Raw genomic sequence first — 16,505 nt, 5'->3', positions numbered from 1 at the left:
CTCACCTACGACGTGGCGTGGACAGTCTCGCCGGTAGCGTGACCCGTCGTGGACGTGAGCGGATCGTGGCGGCGCGCGGCGGCCGGCGCGGGCCTGCTCGGGCCGGACGGTGAAGCCGGCACCACGATCTTCGCCGAGATGAGTGCCCTGGCAGCGCGGACCGGAGCGATCAACCTGGGTCAGGGCTTCCCCGACCAGGACGGGCCGCCCGAGGTGCTCGAAGCGGCGCAACGTGCCATCGCGGACGGCGTGAACCAGTACCCGCCCGGCCTCGGCATGCCGGTGCTGCGTCGGGCGATCGCCGAGCATCAGCGGCACTGGTACGGGCTGACGGTCGACCCGGACCGCGAGGTGCTGGTGACTGCGGGCGCCACGGAGGCGCTGGCCGCGACCCTGCTGGCGCTCGTGGACGACGGCGACGAGGTGGTGACGTTCGAGCCCTACTACGACGCCTACGGCGCGGTGATCGGACTGGCCCGGGGCGTGCACCGCACGGTTCCGCTGAACTGGCCGGACTTCCAACCCGACCTGGACGTGCTGCGCCGCACGGTCACGGACCGCACCCGGGTGATCCTCGTGAACACGCCGCACAACCCGACCGGCACGGTGCTAGGTGCAGCGGCGCTGCGCGAGATCGTGCGGCTGGCGGAACGGCACGACGCGGTGATCGTGACCGACGAGGTGTACGAGCACCTGGTCTTCGACGGCGCGCGGCATGTGCCGATCGCGACGCTGCCGGGCGCCTTCGAGCGGACCGTCACGATCTCCTCCGGCGGCAAGACCTTCAGCACCACGGGGTGGAAGATCGGCTGGCTGACGGCGCCGGCGCCGCTCGTCACGGCGATCCTCGCGGTCAAGCAGTTCCTGACGTTCGTGAACGGAGCGCCCTTCCAGCCGGCGATCGCGGTCGGGCTGGCGCTGCCCGATACGCGCTTCACGAGCATCGCCGCCGACCTGCAGGCCAAGCGCGACCTGCTGATCGCCGGATTGGGCGAGGCGGGCCTGATCGTCAGCCGGCCGGCCGGCGGCTACTTCGTCGTGGCCGACGGAGCCTCCATCGGAGCGGATGACGGCGCGGACCTCTGCCGCAGGCTCCCCGGACTGGCCGGGGTCGTCGCGGTGCCGATGACCGCCTTCTGCGGGCCCGAGCTGGCTGCGCGACACCGCTCCTTCGTGCGCTTCGCGTTCTGCAAGCGGCCGGAGGTGCTGCGGGAGGCGGCCACTCGGCTCGCGACCGCATCGCTGACCAGCGTCGGCTGACGAGAGGCGGCCTCAGCGCGGGACGACCGTGAAGCGCCGGAGCGCCAGCGACGGGTTGCGCTCGCGCACGGCCGCGATGCGCGCCGCCGTCACCGTCGCCACGGCGACCTCGCCGGCCTGCTCGCCGAGCGCGGCGAGCGCGACCCCCATCGGGTCGATCACGGTGCTGCCCCCCACCCCGACCGGCGGGGCGTGGTCGGCGGCGGCGACATACACGGTGTTCTCGATCGCCCGGGCCGCCAGCAGCGTGCGCCAGTGATACTCCTTCAGCGGGCCGCGCACCCACTCGGCCGGGACCAGCACCAGGTCGGCCCCCGCGTCGACGAGGCGGCGCGTCACCTCCGGGAACCGGATGTCGTAGCAGGTCTGCACCCCCACGGTCAGGCCGCCGATACCGAACACCTGCGGATCGGCGATCTCGGCCGCGGTGACGACGTCGCTCTCGCGCTCGCCGAACGCGTCGTACAGGTGCAGCTTGCCGCTGACCGCGACGAGCCCGCCGCCGTCGACCGTCACTGCGGTGTTGGCGACCTTGTCGCCCGCGCGTTCGACCAGGCCGGCGGTGATGTGCACGCCGAGGCGGGCGGCGAGCCCAGTCAGCGCGGTGACGAACGGTCCGTCGAGCGCTTGGGCGTGACGGATCGTGTCCGGTCCCAGCCTCGCTGCGAAGTACGACGAGTACTCCGGGAAGACGACGAGTCGCGCACCACGATCCGCGGCGACCTCGGCGAGCCGCGTGATCTCGGCCAGGTTGCCCACCGAGTCCGCACCCGGCACGAACTGTGCGACCCCGACTGTCAGCGTCCCCCGGTACCGATCGGCAGAGTCGGGCACTGTGGCTCCCCCGGGCGTCCGGGCAGCGTTTGGCATGTTCGCAGCCTGAGACACGTGCGCAGCCTAGGGCGGGTCGCCCGGGCGCGGCGGGTTGCGGTCGAGGAGAAGCTGGTTTAGATTTCACGCAACGACAGCACAAGATCACATAGTCATCACACGAAGTCGTGCCGTGATGACCGCGCGATCGGTGCCGTCGGGGCCTGACGACGACGTCACTTCGGTCGTCGCGGCAGGTCAGCAACCGACGCACCGGCGCCTCCTCCATGACGGGCGTCCGACCCGAGTAGGAGCCCCTTCCGATGCGCGCAGTCGTTTTCGAGTCCGAAGGCAGCCTGATCCTGACGGACCGTCCCGATCCGGCGCCCGGGCACAAGCAGATCCTGATCCAGACCGCCGCGGTCGGCATGTGCGGTACAGACACCCACGTGTTCGACGGGGAGTTCGAGGGCACCGTCTTTCCGCTGGTCCCCGGGCACGAGGCGACCGGCACCATCGTCGAGCTCGGCGAGGGCGTCAACGAAGGCGTCTTCGACTTCCAGGTCGGCGACCATGTGGCCGTGAACCCCAGCACGGTGTGCGGGGAGTGCGAGTTCTGCCTGAACGGCCATCAGAACCTCTGCCGGTTCTGGAACGGGTTGGGCGTCGTCGCGTCCGACGGCGCATCCCAGGAGCGATTCGTCGCGCCGGCCGGCAACGTCTACAAGTTGAAGCCCGAGACCGACCTCTACCAGGCGGCCCTGATCGAGCCCCTCGCCTGCGCGATCCGCGGCTGGGACGTGCTGCCGCGGCGCCTCGGCGACCATGTGCTGGTCTACGGCGCGGGCACCATGGGACTGCTGATGGCGCAGCTCGCCCCGCGTGCCGGCGCCGCCTCCGTCACCGTCGTCGACCTGAACGAGCAGCGCCTGCAGGCCGCAGCCGACGTGGGTGTGCAGCACCGTTTCACCGGCGCCGACGAGGCCGGCGCCGCCCAGGGCCGTGAGAAGTGGGACGTCGTCATCGACTGCACCGGCAGCATCCGGGCGATCGAGGATGCACTGACCCGGGTGAAGCCGGCCGGCTTCTTCCAGGACTTCGGCGTCGCGCCGGCCGACCGCACCGCGAACTACTCCCCGTTCCGGGTGTACCGCGACGAGATCTCGATCGTCGGCACGATGGCGGTGCTCAACTCCTTCGGCCGCGCGGTGGAGCTGTTCGAGGCGGGCGCGATCAAGCCCGAGGCCATGATCAGCCACTCCTTCACTCTGGAGGACTACGCGGACGCGCTGGAGATGTTCCGCGCCGGCACGGGGCGCAAGCTGCAGATCCGCCCGAACGACACCGAGTCCCGGGTGTTCGCATGACCGCCACGACCTCGACGCGTGCGCGTCGTCCGGGTCTCACGCCGACGGTCCGGCGCATCATCACCGCAGCGGTCGTGGTGCTGGTGCTGATCGCGATGTTCTTCGGTACCAAGATCGTGCCGAAGGGCTCGAGCCTGGGCGAAGGGCCCGCCAAGTTCTCCGCCGCCGCCTACGGCAAGAAGCAGTTCCCGGTGCAGGTGAAGTACATCCAGGGCAAGGCTGTCAACGCGACGACGCTGCAGGCGGCGATCGCGAAGGACGCCGCCGCCGCCGGCAAGCAGTACGGCGTGCCGACCGACGGCGGAGCGGGACCGGAGGTACCCGTGAAGTTCACCGGTGTCGTGGGCAAGATCCCCGCCGCCGGCTTCACCCCGGTCACGGTGCCGGGTCTGCCCAAGGACCAGCTGGTGAACGTGCAGCTGGGGCCCGCGATCAACGGCACCGATCTGCGCGACGCGACCGGCAAGATCCGCCTCGGGCAGTTCGAGAACCAGATCGCCTACCAGGACGCCGCATCGGCGATCAACAACCAGTTGAAAGTCGTGCTGACCAAGGCGGGAGCCCCGAAGCTCACCGGGAAGACGATCACGGTCACCGGGGTCTTCCAGCTAATCAACCCGAAGAACTGGAACGTCACGCCCGCGACCATCTCGGTGCAGCAGTGAGTACGACCGATGCGCGTTCCGCGAGCGGGCCGGAGGTGGTCCTGAGCGCTCACGACGTGGTGAAGACCTACGGCGGCACCCGAGCGTTGAAGGGCGTCAACTTCGAGGTGCACCGCGGAAAGGTCACGACCCTGTTCGGCGAGAACGGCGCCGGCAAGTCGACGCTGATGAAGATCCTCTCCGGGGTGGAGCAGCCGACCTCAGGCGGCATCGAACTGGACGGCGAGCACGTGACCTTCGCCGACACCAACGACGCCCGCGACCGCGGCATCTCGATCATCCACCAGGAACTGAGCCTCGCCCCCAATCTGTCGGTGCGGGACAACATGTTCATGGGGCGCGAGCTGCGCACCGCGACGGGCGTCGACTACCGGGAGGAGGCGCGGCAGGCTCGCGAGGTACTGGCGGGTCTGAGCGACGGCATCGATCCGCTGACACAGGTGTCCGACCTGCGGCTGGGGCAGCAGCAGCTGGTCGAGATCGCCCGGGCGCTGTCGGTCAACTCGCGCATCCTCATCATGGACGAGCCCACCTCGGCGCTCTCGGCGACCGAGGTGGAGGTGCTGTTCAAGGTCATCGCCGACCTGAAGTCCCGCGGGGTGTCGATCGTCTACATCTCCCATCACCTGGAGGAGGCGCTGCAGATCACCGACTTCGCGGTGGTGCTGCGGGACGGGACGATGACGGCGAACGCCGACGCAGCGGACATCGACCTGCAGTGGATCGTCCGCAACATGGTGGGCGACAACTTCGACCTGGGGACGCCCCCGACCGGGTACGACTTCGGACCGGTCGCGCTGTCGATCGAGGACGTCAGCGTCGCCGACGCCGAGAACCACGACCGCTTCGTCGTCGACCATCTGTCGCTGCAGGTGAGGGCCGGCGAGATCGTCTGCATCTACGGGCTGATGGGTGCCGGGCGGACGGAGCTGCTGGAGGCGGTGGCGGGCAGGGTGCCGACCTCCGGCGGCCGCGTGATCGTGAACGGCCGCGACTTCTCGCGACTGTCGATCCGCGATCGGATCGAGCGCGGCCTGGGACTGGTACCCGAAGACCGGCAGCGGGACGGGCTGGTGCAGACGATGACCGTAGGCGCCAACCTGTCGCTCGCGAGCGTCACATCGTTCGTGCGGGGCCTGTTCCTCTCCCGCAGCAGCGAGCGGCGCCTGGTCGACGCCGGCATCGCCGATGTGCACGTGAAAACGGCCGGCGGTCAGGCGATGATCGGCTCGCTGTCCGGTGGCAATCAGCAGAAGGTCGTGATCGGCAAGATCGTCTCCACCGAGCCGGCGGTGATGCTGCTCGACGAGCCCAGCCGCGGCATCGATGTGGGGGCGAAGGCCGAGGTGTTCCGCCTGCTGGCCGAGCGCGCCCGCGGCGGCCTCGCCGTCGTCTACTCCACCTCAGAAGTCGGCGAGTGCTTGAGCATCGCCCACCGCATCGTTGTGATGCGTCGCGGTCGCATCTCGGCCGAATTCGGGCCCTCCGTGGCCAAGGAAGAAATCATGGCGGCCTCCGGTGAAGCCGTCGTCGTCTGAACCAGAGGCAGGACACACAGCACCCATGACGACCACTGATCCCGAGTCCACAGGTCGGACCGGCCTGTTCCGCGGCCTCGACCTGCGCGCGATCCTGCTCGAAGGCCGAGCGTTCCTGGCCCTGATCGTGATCTTCGCGATCTTCTCGATCCTCGCGCCCGCCTCGTTCCCCACCGTCTCGAACGTCATCGTGATGTGCGAGCAGGTGTCGGTGTACGCCCTGCTCTCCATCGGCATGCTGATGGTGATCCTGAACGGCGGCATCGACCTCTCGGTCGGCTCCACCCTGGGTCTGACCGGCATGGTCGCCGGCCTGCTGATGCACGGCGTCAAGGCGTTCGGCGCGACCCTGTACCCGGCCGTCTGGGTCGTCGTGATCATCTCGGTCGCGGTCGGTGCCCTGATCGGCTACGTGAACGGCCTGCTCGTGGCCCGGCTCAAGGTCGCGCCGTTCGTCGCGACGCTCGGCATGCTCTACGTGGTGCGCGGCCTGGCCGAGCTCTCCACGAACGGGCTGACGGTGAACGGGCTGGACGGCGACCCGGCGCTCGGGAACACCGGCTTCGACTGGCTGGGCTTCAACTCCCTGCTCGGGATTCCCACCGGCGTCTACGTGCTGGTCGTCGTCGCCGTGCTGGCCAGCCTGCTGCTGAACCGGTCCGTCTACGGCCGCTGGCTGTACGCCTCCGGCGGCAACGAGCGTGCGGCGGAGCTGTCCGGCGTGCCAGTGCGTCGGGTGAAGATCCGCGCCTACGTGATCTCGGGCGTCTGCGCCGCGATCGCCGGCGTCATCCTGACCTCCGAACTCACCTCCGCGGGTCCAACCCAGGGCACCTCGTACGAGCTGACCGCCATCGCCGCGGTCGTGATCGGCGGCGCCGCGCTCACCGGCGGGCGAGGCACCATCCGGGGAACCCTGCTCGGCGCCTTCGTGATCGGCTTCCTGGCCGCCGGACTGACGATCGTCGGCGTCTCCTCCTACGTGCAGACGGTCTTCACCGGCGCCGTCATCGTGCTCGCGGTGCTGCTGAACGCGATTCAGTACCGCGGGCGGAGGAAGGCCGCAGGCACTGCCGCGACCCCTCCCCCACCCGCTTCCCCGAAGGCGGCAAAGGCTGAGCAAGAGCAGTCCGCCTTCGAGAAGACCGCCGGCTGACGAGAAGTCGACCGGCGTCCCACACCGAAAGACAAGGACAATCAGCATGGCTCGCAAAGCAGCAGGGGCGCTCGCGCTCGGGATCGGCCTCACCGTGGCACTCGCCGGGTGCGCGTCCGGCACCGCCGCATCCCCCGGTTCCAGTGGCTCCAGCAGCTCCAGCGCCGGTGGCGCGAAGGCCGGAGGACTCATCTCCATCATCGTGAACGACCCCTCCAACCCGTACTGGCTCACCGAGGGCAACGTCGCAGCGGCAGAGGCGAAGAAACTCGGCTACACCTCCAAGATCTCGGCCAGCAAAGGCGATGTGAACACGGAGGCGAGCCAGGTGCAGACCGCGATCACGAACAAGTCGGTCGCCCTGATCCTCGACCCGGCCAACGCATCCGGCTCCATCGGCAACGTGAAGAAGGCCATCGCGGCGAAGATCCCCGTGTTCCTCGTGAACGCCGAGATCAACCAGACCGGCCTGGCGCTCGGTCAGCTGGTCTCGAACAATGCCCAGGGCGCCTCGATCGGCGCGCAGGAGTGGGTGAAGGACGTCGGTACGAAGTCGACCTACGCGGAGTTGTTCGGTGCCCCGTCGGATAACAACGCCGCCACCCGATCGAACGGCTACAAGACGGTCATCTCGCAGTATCCGGGCGAGAAGCGGGTCGCCCTGCAGGTCGCCAACTGGGACCGCACGCAGGGGCAGCAGAAGATGCAGTCGATCCTGCAGGCGCACCCGGACATCACCGCCGTCATCTCGGGCAACGACGAGATGGCGCTCGGTGCGATCGCCGCGCTGAAGCAGGCGGGCAAGCTGAGCCGAGTCAAGGTCGGCGGCTTCGACGGTTCCCCCGACGCCGTCACCGCGATCAAGGCCGGTGAGTTGCAGTACACGGTGCTGCAGCCGGTGGCGACGTTCGCGGCGAAGGCTGTGGACGAGGCGAACGCCTACATCACGAAGGGGACCAAGCCCGCTCAGGAGAAGCAGTCCTTCGACTGCATCCTGATCAACAAGAGCAACGTCGACAAGATGACGGATCCGTTCACGCTCGGCCAGTAGCCCATCCTTGTTCGTGCCGGCCGCAGCGCCTCTGCTGCGGCCGGCACGAACACGTCTCGTCCGATTCGGCGCCTGCGAGAGGCATCCCGTGCGTTCCCTGTTCAACGACCCGGCTGAACTCGCCGACGCCGCGGTCGGCGGGGCACCCGCCGATGTCCGCCGCCGCCGGCGGGCCGTGTCGTCGTGACCGCCGCAGTGACGCTCGGCGTCAGCCTGAAGATGTACTTCTCCCCCGCCGAGACCGCGACGTGGAGCGGCGCCGTCGCGGCGATCGCCCGGGAGCACGACGCCGTCCTCAGTGGCCGGGTCGAGCTGTTCGTGCTGCCGTCCTTCCCGATGATCCCGGCGACCGTCGCCGCGTTCGCGGGGACTGCGGTCGCAGTCGGGGCGCAGGACCTGATGTGGGAGGACCGGGGTGCGTTCACCGGCGGGGTGAGCGGGCTCGACCTGCGCGCCCTGGGCTGCCGGTACGCCGAGGTGGGGCATGCCGAGCGACGAGGGGTCTTCGGCGAGGACGACCACATCGTGCGCCGCAAGCTCGCAGCCGCGGTGCGCACCGGGCTTGTCCCGGTCTTCTGCGTCGGCGAGCGCGAGCGCACCTCGCCGGACGCCGCTGCTGCCGCCTGCAGCGCCCAGCTGGCAGCGGCCCTCCGTGACGTCCCGGCGAACGATGCCGTCGAGCTCGTCGTCGCGTACGAGCCGGAGTGGGCGATCGGAGCGGAGCAGTCCGCCAGCGCCGACTACATCCGAACCGTCACCGCCGGGCTGCGGGACTGGCTCGCCGTCGCACCAGGACTCGGCACGACCCGGGTGATCTATGGCGGCAGTGCCGGCCCGGGCCTGCTGCCGCAGCTCGACGGTGCAGCGGACGGTCTGTTCCTCGGCCGCTCCGCCCATGATCCGGCCGCCGTCGCCCGGGTGCTCGACGAGACGCTGTCGGTACGATGACTGCGTCCGCCGATCCGTCCGGCGAGGACGAGGAGTTCACCGGAGTGTCCCTCGACCTGCCCACGGACAGCCGGCAGTCCCGGCAGTTAGCCCGGCAGCGAGCCATCACCGAGGCGGTGATGGCCGAGGGCGCCGTGCGCATCGAGCAACTCGCCGAGCGCTTCGACATCAGCCAGATGACAGTCCACCGTGATCTCGACGAGCTGGAGGGTCGGGGACTGCTGCGCAAGTCCCGCGGGGTCGCAACGGCGCTGTCCACAAGCCTCGTGGAGTCGAGCGACGTGTATCGCTCGGGCCGGCAACGGGCGGAGAAGGAGGCGATCGCGCTCGCCGCGATCGAGTTCATCGAGCCCGGCGAGTCACTGATGCTCGACGACTCCACGACGACTCTGCAGATGGCGCGGCACCTGCCGGGCAAGGCACCTCTGACGGTCATCACGAACGTGCTGCCACTGATGAACGAGCTGACCGGGGTGCGCGGGATCACGCTGCTCGCCCTCGGCGGCCAGTACTACAACTGGTGCAGCGCCTTCATGGGCCGGATGACGCAGCAGGCGATCGCCCGGCTGCAGGCGGACACCTTCATCATGTCCACCGCCGCGATCAGCAACGACACCGTCTTCCATCAGACGCTCGAGACGGTCGATATCAAGCGCGCCATGTTCGAGGCCTCGGCCCGCCGCATCCTGCTGGCCGACCACACCAAATTCGGCAAGCGCGCCCTGCACGCGCTCGCGTCGCTGACCGAGTTCGACCTGATCATCGTCGATGGGCGCACGCCGCCCGAGCACGTGGAGCGGATGCGCTCTCACGGCATCGAGGTGGTCGTGGCGTCCCGCCACCATGCGGGCCGCTCGCCGGCCGACGCGAACTGATCACAGAAGACGTCTTTTCGAGAGGAGACCACGATGACCGTGACCACGACCACCACCGTGCTGCCGAAGACCATGCAGTCGAGCGTGCTGCTCGGCGCGCAGCACATCGAACTGCAGGAGCGAGCGGTACCCACTCCGGCCGCCGACGAAGTGCTCGTGCAGGTGACCGCGGTGGGGATCTGCGGCTCCGACGTGCACTTCTGGCACGACGGCTACCTGGGCGATTTTCTCGTGGAGGAACCGCTGGTGCTCGGCCACGAGTCGGGCGGTCGCATCGTGGCCGTCGGGGCGGACGTCGATCCGGCCCGCATCGGGCAGCGGGTCTCGATCGAGCCGCAGCACCCCACGGCCACCTCCCGCGAGACGCTCACCGGCCACTACAACCTCGACCCCGACGTGCGCTTCTACGCGGTGCCCGGCACCGACGGCGCCTTCGCGCAGTACGTCACCATCCAGGCGCACTTCGCCTGGCCCGTGCCGGACTCCCTCAGCGACGACGCGGCGGCGCTGCTCGAACCCCTCTCCGTCGCGATCGCGGCCGCGCAGAAGGGCGGCTTCACGGTCGGCACGCGGGTGCTGATCACCGGGGCGGGGCCGATCGGCATCGTCACCGCGCAGGTGGCGAAGGCGTACGGCGCGGCGGAGGTGATCATCTCGGATGTGTCCGCACCGCGGCGGGAGCAGGCGCTCACGTTCGGCGCGACGCGGGCGATCGATCCGCTCGCCTCGGACATCGCGGCCCTGCACCTGGAGGTGGACGTGTTCGTCGACGCCTCCGGCGCGGCCAGCGCGGTGCAGTCGGGCATCCGCGCGGTGAGGCCCGGCGGCATCGTGGTGCTGGTCGGGATGGGCGCCACCGAGATCGCACTGCCGATCCCGGTGATTCAGAACCGCGAGCTGGTGGTCACCGGCATCTTCCGGTATGCCAACACCTGGCCGATCGCGATCGAGCTGGTCTCGTCGGGCAAGGTCGACCTCGACCGCCTGGTCACGGGACACTTCCCGCTCTCGCAGGTGGAGGCGGCGCTCGCCAGCACCACGCAGCCCGGCGTGCTGAAGTCGGTCGTGACGCCGAACGCCTGAAGCGTGCGCTACACCGCGAGCAGCGCTCCGTCGATCGTGGCGGCGAACGCCCGACGATCGAGCCGCGCGCCGAACACCGGGAATCCGGGCTGGAACGCGCGCCCCGCCGCGAGTGAATCGAAGCGCACCGCGTCGTAACCGAAGGCGTCGATGAGCGCCGCGACGGTCTGCACGGCGTTCGCATCATCGCCGGCTACGCCGAGCGCCTGACGATCCGGGTCGCCCGCGGGTGACCCGTGCTCCTCCAGCTCGTGATAGCCGATGTGGTTGAACGCCTTGACGACCACGGCGCCGGGCAGGTGCGCCTGCACCGTTTCGCTGCTGCCCCGGTCGGTGTCCTCGAACAGCGCCTGCACCCCGTCGATCGGCGCCCAGTAGTTCATGACGTCGACGACGACGTGGCCGGCGAGCATCGCCGGATCGACGCTCGTGAAGCGATGCAGGGGCACCGCCAGCACGACCAGGTCCGCATCGCGCACGGCGTCGGCCGCCCAGTCGGCACGGGCGCCGGGCACGATGATCTGCGTCAGCAGCTCGATGCGCTCGGGATCGCCGGAGGCGGCGACGGTCACCTCGCAGCCTGCCGCGACGAGCAGCCGCGCGATCGTGGACCCCACCCGCCCCACGCCGAGCACCGCGACGCGCTTCGGCAGCGCCGATCGAACCATATCCTCGCTCACGCGACCCACAACCTGCAGCGGTGTGCTCGCATTCCGGACACTCGTCCCTGCGCGCGCATGGTCCGTCGTCGCGGATCGGGGCAGAAGGCGCTCGTGCGGTCAGCGGCCCGCCGCGGTCACATAGGTGAGCACGGCGCGCACCCGGCGGTCGACGAGCTGGTCCTCGGCAAGGCCGAGCTTGCCGAAGATGGCGGTGATGTGCTTGCTGACGGCCGACTCCGAGACGAACAGTGTGCGGGCGATCGCCGCGTTCGTCCGGCCCTGCGCCATCTCGCGCAGCACCTCCAGTTCCCGCGGCGTCAGCGAGTGCAGGGGCGACGCCTCGCTGCGGCGACCGCTCGACATCAGCGCGTCCACGACCTGCGCATCCACCACCGACCCGCCGGTCGCGACGGCGGTCAGGGCGCGGACCAGTTCATCGCGGTCCGCGACCCGCTCCTTCAGCAGATAGGCGAGCGACGCGGTCCCGTTGCGGAAGAGCATGCGGGCATAGGCCGCGTCGGCGTGCTGCGACAGCACCACCACGCCCGTCTTCGGCAGCGCGGCCCGGATGGCGAGGGCCGCGTCGATGCCCTCCGTACCGAGCGTCGGCGGCATCCGGATGTCGGTGAGCACCGCGTCGGGACGATGCGCGGTCGCGAGCGCCACCAGCTGCGGCCCCGTCACCGCCTCGGCGACCACCCGCACGTCGTCGCCGTCCGCGAGCAGGCGGCGCACGCCCTCGCGCACCAGGAAGTTGTCGTCCGCGAGCACGACCGTGAGCGGCGTCATGGCACCGCCGTGAACCGCGCGGTCACCGTCGTCCCGCCGCGGGGGTCGGCCGCGACCGCGAAGTCGCCGCCGAGCGAGACGACTCGGTCGCGCAGCCCGGACAACCCCCGGCCCCGCGCCCAGCCCTCGGCGATACCCGGACCCGCATCCCGCACCTCCACCGCCAGTTCCGTCGGGGTGTCGACCACGCGCACGGTCACCCGGCTACCGGGCGCGTGCTTCAGCGCGTTCGTCACCGCCTCGCAGCCGACGAAGTAGGCGGCCGCCTCGACGGCGTCGTCCCAGCGCGCCGGAGCTGCGGAGGCGTCGAGCAGCACATCCGCGGGCAGCCGCTGCAGGCGGGAGGCGAGCGCCGCGGCGACACCCGCATCCTGCAGCACCGGCGGCCGGATGCCGGAGACCAGTTCGCGCAGGTCGACGATCGCGTCGGACACGTGCCCGGCGATCTCGTCGAGCGTGCCGGCGGCGCTCGGCACGTCGCGCCGCTGCTGCCGCTTGGCCAGCTGCACGAGCGACAGGATCGCGACGAGCTGCTGCTGCACGCCGTCGTGCAGGTCCCGCTCGATCTCCCGGCGCGCACGGTCCTCGGCGGTGATCAGGCGGGTGCGAGAGGCGGCGAGGTCGGCGTCGAGCGCCCGAGTGCGTCGGGCGATGCCGGCCAGCAGCACGACCGGCACGGCGGTGATCGCGAGTTGGAACACCAGCGGGAAGCCGGGATCAGGCACGGCGATGTGGAACAGGATCGCCGCGAGCTGGGCGACGAGCAGCACCGCGAGCAGCGCGATGCCGCCGGCGAGTGGCGCCAGCTCGCGGCGTCCAGCGCGGTCGGCGCGGCGCAGGCGGTCGACGAGCACCACGACGCCGACCAGCGGCCAGACGAGCGTGCTGGTCCAGAACACGTCGACGACCGGCTCCAGCCCGGCGAGCAGCGGAATCGCGAGTGGATTTGCGTGCGTCCGGCCGCCCGGGCCGCTGCCGTCCACGCTGATCCTCGGAGCGACGACGGTCAGCGTCAACAGTGCCAGCGCAGCGACGACGGTCACGACCGCGAGCGCCCGGCCGTACCAGCGGCGGTCTAGCACCCCGCGCGGGTGGATGACGAGCAGGGCGGTGACGCCCAGATCGGCGGCCAAGAAGCCCGCGTTGCTCAGCTGGATCAGAAGCGCACCGGACGGCGTGGGAGGGGCCTGCGCAAGCAGCGGGCCGAGCAGCACGGAGGCGAGAAAGCCGACTCCGACCATCAGCAGCGACTGCGCGGCCCGGTTCTGGGGTGCGGTGACGACCGAGGCGAGCCCGCTCGTCAGCCACGCGAGCATCGCGAGCACGATCACGGGATCGTTCATGCGGAGAGTCTGCCCACTGCCTGGCCGCCGCGGGGTGGGGTGCGCCCCACCCCGCAGGTGGAGCACGCTCCCGGTCGGATGGACGCCGCGGTGCAGCGCGACGGGGATCGCCCTGCAGAGCGCAGCGGCCGTCCGGAGGCTCGGATGGAGGCCGTGCCCGAGAGGGGCATCCCCCGATCCGTCCAGGAAGGACAGTCGCATGTCGACTCGAACACCCGTCATCTTCGGCGCCGCCGCCGTGAGCATCGCCGTCGGCGAGCTCACCGATGTGCAGTCGGTCGGCTTCACCGCGACCGCGCAGGTCCGCAACTATCTGGCCGCGCCCGCGCTGCTCGACGTGGCTGCCGCCGCCTTCATCGTCGGCGCCCTGCTCACGGTGCTGGCCATCGCGTCGTTCTGGTCCGACGTGCAGGGCCGCGGCGGCCGCTTCACCCGCGTCGGGCTCGGCATGCTGGCCGCCGGCGCGCTCTGGTACGCCGGCTTCCGGGCCGCAAGCGACCTGACCGACGTCCTCGTGAGTCACCTGCCCGCCGCAACCCAGGCCACCGTGCTCGACGCGGGAACCGGCTGGGCCGGGAGGCTCGACGTGCTGCTGATGCTCGGCTGGCTGCTCGGTCCGATCCTGCTCTGGATCGGCCTACGCCGCGCCCGCCGCGCGCACTGGCTGCTGCTGGTCGTCTATCTGATCGCGGTCGCGGTCGAGGTGGCCTTCGCCTTCGTCTCGCTCCCCGTCGAGGCCCTGAGCGCGCTCGTCGCAGTCGGCACGATCGCTGTCCTGACGCGTCCGGTCGCCGCCGTCCCCGCGGAGGCCCACCGCCGGGTGCCGGCAGCCGCCTGACCTGCCTCCATCTGGCCGATCCCGGGAATCGACCGGCGGCCCTCGCTACGGGGTTCTCGCTCGCTCGCGAGTTTCCGAACCTGCACTCCGTGCGATCGGGCCGGGCGTCACGCCGGGAACGAACCTCAGCCGCGAGATGTCGCCCGCCCTGCAGTCGATCAGCAAGGCACTCACGCCGTTCGCGCCGCTGAGCAGGCAGGCTGCTTACTGGATTCGCTTCCAGAACGAGAGCGGCTTCCAGTTCCGGGCATCGAACATGAAGTAGCTGCCGAGGCCGGGTTGATCGAGAGTCCGGCTGATTGGAACGGAATCGAGACTGGCCAGGAGCAGGCCGCCAACACCACCGTGCGCGACGAATGCGATCCCATCTTCGAGACCGTCACGCAGATGTCCTCGCACCGCTGTCTCGACGCGTCGCTGAGCATCGATTGCACGCTCCCAGCCGCGCACGGAAATCTCCGGGTGTGCGAAGAACGCGTCGGCGGTCCGCTCGAACTCGTCAGGCGGCAAGTAGCCGGTCGCAGACCGGTTCATCTCTCCCAGCGCCTGATCGATCGACACACTGACGCCGAGTGCCTCAGCCAGAATCGCTACTGTCTCGATCGCTTTCCGCTCCCCACTGCTGACCACGACTCGAATTTCGCCAGCGATGCGGCCGGACAATTGGGCTGCGCGCTCCTTGCCGGCTCGGGACAGGCCCCATTCGTCGATCGGAACTGCAGGATCGACGATGACCTCCGGGTGGGTGATGTAGAAGCACGACATTCGTCGAAGCTACCGAGAAGGCCCCGACGGCTGAACGGGTCGTGGCTATCGAATCATCCGCACTCGAACGGGCAGGTCGAGATCGGCCCAAGCGCGATCGGCCGTCACGACCTCCGGCGGAGAGCTGCGGACGGCGAGCGCGAGGCAGCACCGGTCGCCGAGGGACAGCGAGCGGCCTCCGGGTAAAGCGCGCATCGCGCCTGCAAGCTCAGCGTCCCGCTGGAGGACCGGCTCGACCGTGACACCGGCCGCGCTGAGGAGGTCGTGCAGTCCCCCGACGTCGACATCCGCGTCGACGAGCTTCCCGACGACTTCGGCGAGATTCGCGGCACCGAGGATCGACGAACCCATGTTGGCAGCCACGACCTCGGCGCCGGGCTCGTCGTTCAGCAGCGCGAGGATCGCCGATGCGTCGAGCACACTCATTCCGAAGCTGCGGACGCTCGACGCTCGGCGAGCAGCTCATCCACCAGTGAGCGGCCCTTCGCAGCTTCGGATGCAAAGCCGCGGAGCCTCGACACGGCGTCCTCCGGGCGCCCGAGGATGAGCTGCCGACCGTCCACGCGGATGTGCATCTGATCGCCGGGGTGCAGCCCGAGGGCCGCTCGAACTTCGGCCGGAATGACGAATCGTCCCTGTTGACCCAGTGTCACTGTGGCATCCATGTGTCGAGTGTGGCATGGTCGAGCAGGTAGTGACAGATCTGCATCGAACAGGCATGGCTGGGACCGTGCACACGGATCGATTCCTGCGGCACCGATTCGGCACCCCATGCCACCGAGGCCGGGGGTCCCTCGTCTTCAGATCTAAGCTTGAGACCTTCTGCCGGCGGTCCGAGGCGGCGGGCCCGCCAGTGTTGCACGGTCGCCACCGGTAAGCCCGGGTGGGCGGTGAGCGTCTCCAGGTCGATCAGCTGCTGTAGACCGGCGATCGTCACCGGCGAGGTCGGGAAAGAGTCCATGCCGATCAGGTGCGCAGACCGGCGCAGAACCCGGCGGCGACCCGAGGCATTCGGTCAGAAGGCCCGGCCCGAAGCGGCCACTAGGGGGTTTGCGATGAGTTTTCGATGACCTGAGCAAAATGCACCAAACGAAGAAGGCCGGAAACCCGCGGGTTTCCGGCCTTCGTGCTCTAGTGAGCACATGGTTGCGGGGGCAGGATTTGAACATACGACCTCTGGGCGCCAGGGCTTAGAATCCCTGGTCAAGCACTACTTTTCACCGGTCACTCGCGGTCTTCCCGCGTTGTTGCGGCGGTCCGAATGAACCGTCGAGGCAACCGTACCTCGTTGCCTCCGGTCGTCCACGGGTCATTGAGATGAGTAGACGATGACCACCGGCGCCCATCCTCCACTG

Annotated in this window: 18 protein-coding genes; 10 read left to right on the top strand and 8 right to left on the bottom strand. The window is 69.7% G+C overall.

Annotation, left to right across the window (positions count from 1 at the left end; genetic code table 11):
• Positions 1-48: 48 nt before the first annotated feature.
• Positions 49-1,260, top strand: a complete 1,212-nt coding sequence (locus ACFE7H_RS04240; protein WP_375399973.1) for a pyridoxal phosphate-dependent aminotransferase — start codon at positions 49-51, stop codon at positions 1,258-1,260.
• Between the two features lie 12 nt (positions 1,261-1,272).
• Here the strand turns inward: ACFE7H_RS04240 and ACFE7H_RS04235 are convergent, their stop codons facing one another.
• Positions 1,273-2,094, bottom strand: coding sequence for a carbon-nitrogen hydrolase family protein (locus tag ACFE7H_RS04235; RefSeq protein ID WP_375399972.1), 822 nt, complete (start codon positions 2,092-2,094; stop codon positions 1,273-1,275).
• 299 nt (positions 2,095-2,393) lie between these two features.
• Between ACFE7H_RS04235 and ACFE7H_RS04230 the strand changes: the two genes are divergently transcribed.
• The 8 genes from ACFE7H_RS04230 to ACFE7H_RS04195 all read left to right on the top strand — a co-directional run bounded on the left by ACFE7H_RS04230 (position 2,394) and on the right by ACFE7H_RS04195 (position 10,753).
• Positions 2,394-3,437 (top strand): zinc-dependent alcohol dehydrogenase family protein, encoded by a 1,044-nt coding sequence (locus ACFE7H_RS04230; protein ID WP_375399971.1) that lies wholly within the window; start codon positions 2,394-2,396, stop codon positions 3,435-3,437.
• On the top strand, positions 3,434-4,102 hold the full coding sequence (locus ACFE7H_RS04225) for a DUF2291 family protein (RefSeq protein ID WP_375399970.1): 669 nt from the start codon (positions 3,434-3,436) through the stop codon (positions 4,100-4,102). Before ACFE7H_RS04230 ends, ACFE7H_RS04225 begins: the two co-directional genes overlap by 4 nt.
• On the top strand, positions 4,099-5,640 hold the full coding sequence (locus ACFE7H_RS04220; protein ID WP_375399969.1) for a sugar ABC transporter ATP-binding protein: 1,542 nt from the start codon (positions 4,099-4,101) through the stop codon (positions 5,638-5,640). The genes ACFE7H_RS04225 and ACFE7H_RS04220 overlap by 4 nt, the downstream gene beginning before the upstream one ends.
• Before the next feature lie 25 nt (positions 5,641-5,665).
• The gene (locus ACFE7H_RS04215) at positions 5,666-6,796 is read left to right on the top strand and encodes an ABC transporter permease (RefSeq protein ID WP_375399968.1); all 1,131 of its coding nucleotides are present in this window, start codon (positions 5,666-5,668) and stop codon (positions 6,794-6,796) included.
• 46 nt (positions 6,797-6,842) lie between these two features.
• On the top strand, positions 6,843-7,847 hold the full coding sequence (locus ACFE7H_RS04210) for a D-ribose ABC transporter substrate-binding protein (protein ID WP_375399967.1): 1,005 nt from the start codon (positions 6,843-6,845) through the stop codon (positions 7,845-7,847).
• A 183-nt stretch (positions 7,848-8,030) separates the two neighbouring features.
• Positions 8,031-8,795, top strand: coding sequence for a triose-phosphate isomerase family protein (locus ACFE7H_RS04205; RefSeq protein WP_375399966.1), 765 nt, complete (start codon positions 8,031-8,033; stop codon positions 8,793-8,795).
• Positions 8,792-9,670, top strand: a complete 879-nt coding sequence (locus ACFE7H_RS04200; protein ID WP_375399965.1) for a DeoR/GlpR family DNA-binding transcription regulator — start codon at positions 8,792-8,794, stop codon at positions 9,668-9,670. Before ACFE7H_RS04205 ends, ACFE7H_RS04200 begins: the two co-directional genes overlap by 4 nt.
• A 33-nt stretch (positions 9,671-9,703) precedes the next feature.
• A complete protein-coding gene (locus ACFE7H_RS04195; RefSeq protein WP_375399964.1) occupies positions 9,704-10,753 on the top strand; it encodes an NAD(P)-dependent alcohol dehydrogenase in 1,050 nt (349 codons plus the stop codon).
• Between the two features lie 8 nt (positions 10,754-10,761).
• On the opposite strand, the gene ACFE7H_RS04190 is transcribed toward ACFE7H_RS04195, so the two are convergent.
• From ACFE7H_RS04190 to ACFE7H_RS04180, 3 genes are all read right to left on the bottom strand, one after another.
• Complete coding sequence (locus ACFE7H_RS04190; RefSeq protein WP_375399963.1) at positions 10,762-11,433, bottom strand: NADPH-dependent F420 reductase; 672 nt, start codon at positions 11,431-11,433, stop codon at positions 10,762-10,764.
• Between the two features lie 99 nt (positions 11,434-11,532).
• On the bottom strand, positions 11,533-12,204 hold the full coding sequence (locus ACFE7H_RS04185) for a LuxR C-terminal-related transcriptional regulator (RefSeq protein ID WP_375399962.1): 672 nt from the start codon (positions 12,202-12,204) through the stop codon (positions 11,533-11,535).
• Positions 12,201-13,547: a sensor histidine kinase gene (locus tag ACFE7H_RS04180; protein ID WP_375399961.1), complete on the bottom strand. Its 1,347-nt coding sequence runs from the start codon at positions 13,545-13,547 to the stop codon at positions 12,201-12,203. Before ACFE7H_RS04180 ends, ACFE7H_RS04185 begins: the two co-directional genes overlap by 4 nt.
• Before the next feature lie 199 nt (positions 13,548-13,746).
• Between ACFE7H_RS04180 and ACFE7H_RS04175 the strand changes: the two genes are divergently transcribed.
• Entirely contained in the window at positions 13,747-14,385 is a 639-nt protein-coding gene (locus tag ACFE7H_RS04175) for a hypothetical protein (protein ID WP_375399960.1), read from the top strand.
• Positions 14,386-14,589: 204 nt separating this feature from the next.
• On the opposite strand, the gene ACFE7H_RS04170 is transcribed toward ACFE7H_RS04175, so the two are convergent.
• Genes ACFE7H_RS04170 through ACFE7H_RS04155 form a run of 4 tightly spaced genes read right to left on the bottom strand, consistent with a single transcriptional unit; the run spans position 14,590 to position 16,111 of the window.
• Positions 14,590-15,150, bottom strand: coding sequence for a histidine phosphatase family protein (locus ACFE7H_RS04170; protein ID WP_375399959.1), 561 nt, complete (start codon positions 15,148-15,150; stop codon positions 14,590-14,592).
• Between the two features lie 45 nt (positions 15,151-15,195).
• A complete protein-coding gene (locus tag ACFE7H_RS04165) occupies positions 15,196-15,576 on the bottom strand; it encodes a type II toxin-antitoxin system VapC family toxin (protein WP_375399958.1) in 381 nt (126 codons plus the stop codon).
• A complete protein-coding gene (locus tag ACFE7H_RS04160; RefSeq protein ID WP_375399957.1) occupies positions 15,573-15,815 on the bottom strand; it encodes an AbrB/MazE/SpoVT family DNA-binding domain-containing protein in 243 nt (80 codons plus the stop codon). Before ACFE7H_RS04160 ends, ACFE7H_RS04165 begins: the two co-directional genes overlap by 4 nt.
• Complete coding sequence (locus tag ACFE7H_RS04155; RefSeq protein WP_375399956.1) at positions 15,800-16,111, bottom strand: hypothetical protein; 312 nt, start codon at positions 16,109-16,111, stop codon at positions 15,800-15,802. The genes ACFE7H_RS04160 and ACFE7H_RS04155 overlap by 16 nt, the downstream gene beginning before the upstream one ends.
• Positions 16,112-16,505 lie beyond the last annotated feature (394 nt).

Source organism: uncultured Amnibacterium sp. (genome assembly GCF_964250715.1).
Classification (GTDB): domain Bacteria; phylum Actinomycetota; class Actinomycetes; order Actinomycetales; family Microbacteriaceae; genus Amnibacterium.
This window is presented reverse-complemented; position numbering and strand designations above follow the sequence as displayed.

Coding starts and splice junctions, on each gene's coding strand:
- ACFE7H_RS04230 (WP_375399971.1), top strand. CDS start 2,394: ATGCGCGCAGTCGTTTTCGAGTCCGAAGGCAGCCTGATCCTGACGGAC.
- ACFE7H_RS04225 (WP_375399970.1), top strand. CDS start 3,434: ATGACCGCCACGACCTCGACGCGTGCGCGTCGTCCGGGTCTCACGCCG.
- ACFE7H_RS04215 (WP_375399968.1), top strand. CDS start 5,666: ATGACGACCACTGATCCCGAGTCCACAGGTCGGACCGGCCTGTTCCGC.
- ACFE7H_RS04210 (WP_375399967.1), top strand. CDS start 6,843: ATGGCTCGCAAAGCAGCAGGGGCGCTCGCGCTCGGGATCGGCCTCACC.
- ACFE7H_RS04200 (WP_375399965.1), top strand. CDS start 8,792: ATGACTGCGTCCGCCGATCCGTCCGGCGAGGACGAGGAGTTCACCGGA.
- ACFE7H_RS04195 (WP_375399964.1), top strand. CDS start 9,704: ATGACCGTGACCACGACCACCACCGTGCTGCCGAAGACCATGCAGTCG.
- ACFE7H_RS04185 (WP_375399962.1), bottom strand. CDS start 12,204: ATGACGCCGCTCACGGTCGTGCTCGCGGACGACAACTTCCTGGTGCGC.
- ACFE7H_RS04180 (WP_375399961.1), bottom strand. CDS start 13,547: ATGAACGATCCCGTGATCGTGCTCGCGATGCTCGCGTGGCTGACGAGC.
- ACFE7H_RS04175 (WP_375399960.1), top strand. CDS start 13,747: ATGTCGACTCGAACACCCGTCATCTTCGGCGCCGCCGCCGTGAGCATC.
- ACFE7H_RS04170 (WP_375399959.1), bottom strand. CDS start 15,150: ATGTCGTGCTTCTACATCACCCACCCGGAGGTCATCGTCGATCCTGCA.
- ACFE7H_RS04165 (WP_375399958.1), bottom strand. CDS start 15,576: ATGAGTGTGCTCGACGCATCGGCGATCCTCGCGCTGCTGAACGACGAG.
- ACFE7H_RS04160 (WP_375399957.1), bottom strand. CDS start 15,815: ATGGATGCCACAGTGACACTGGGTCAACAGGGACGATTCGTCATTCCG.
- ACFE7H_RS04155 (WP_375399956.1), bottom strand. CDS start 16,111: ATGGACTCTTTCCCGACCTCGCCGGTGACGATCGCCGGTCTACAGCAG.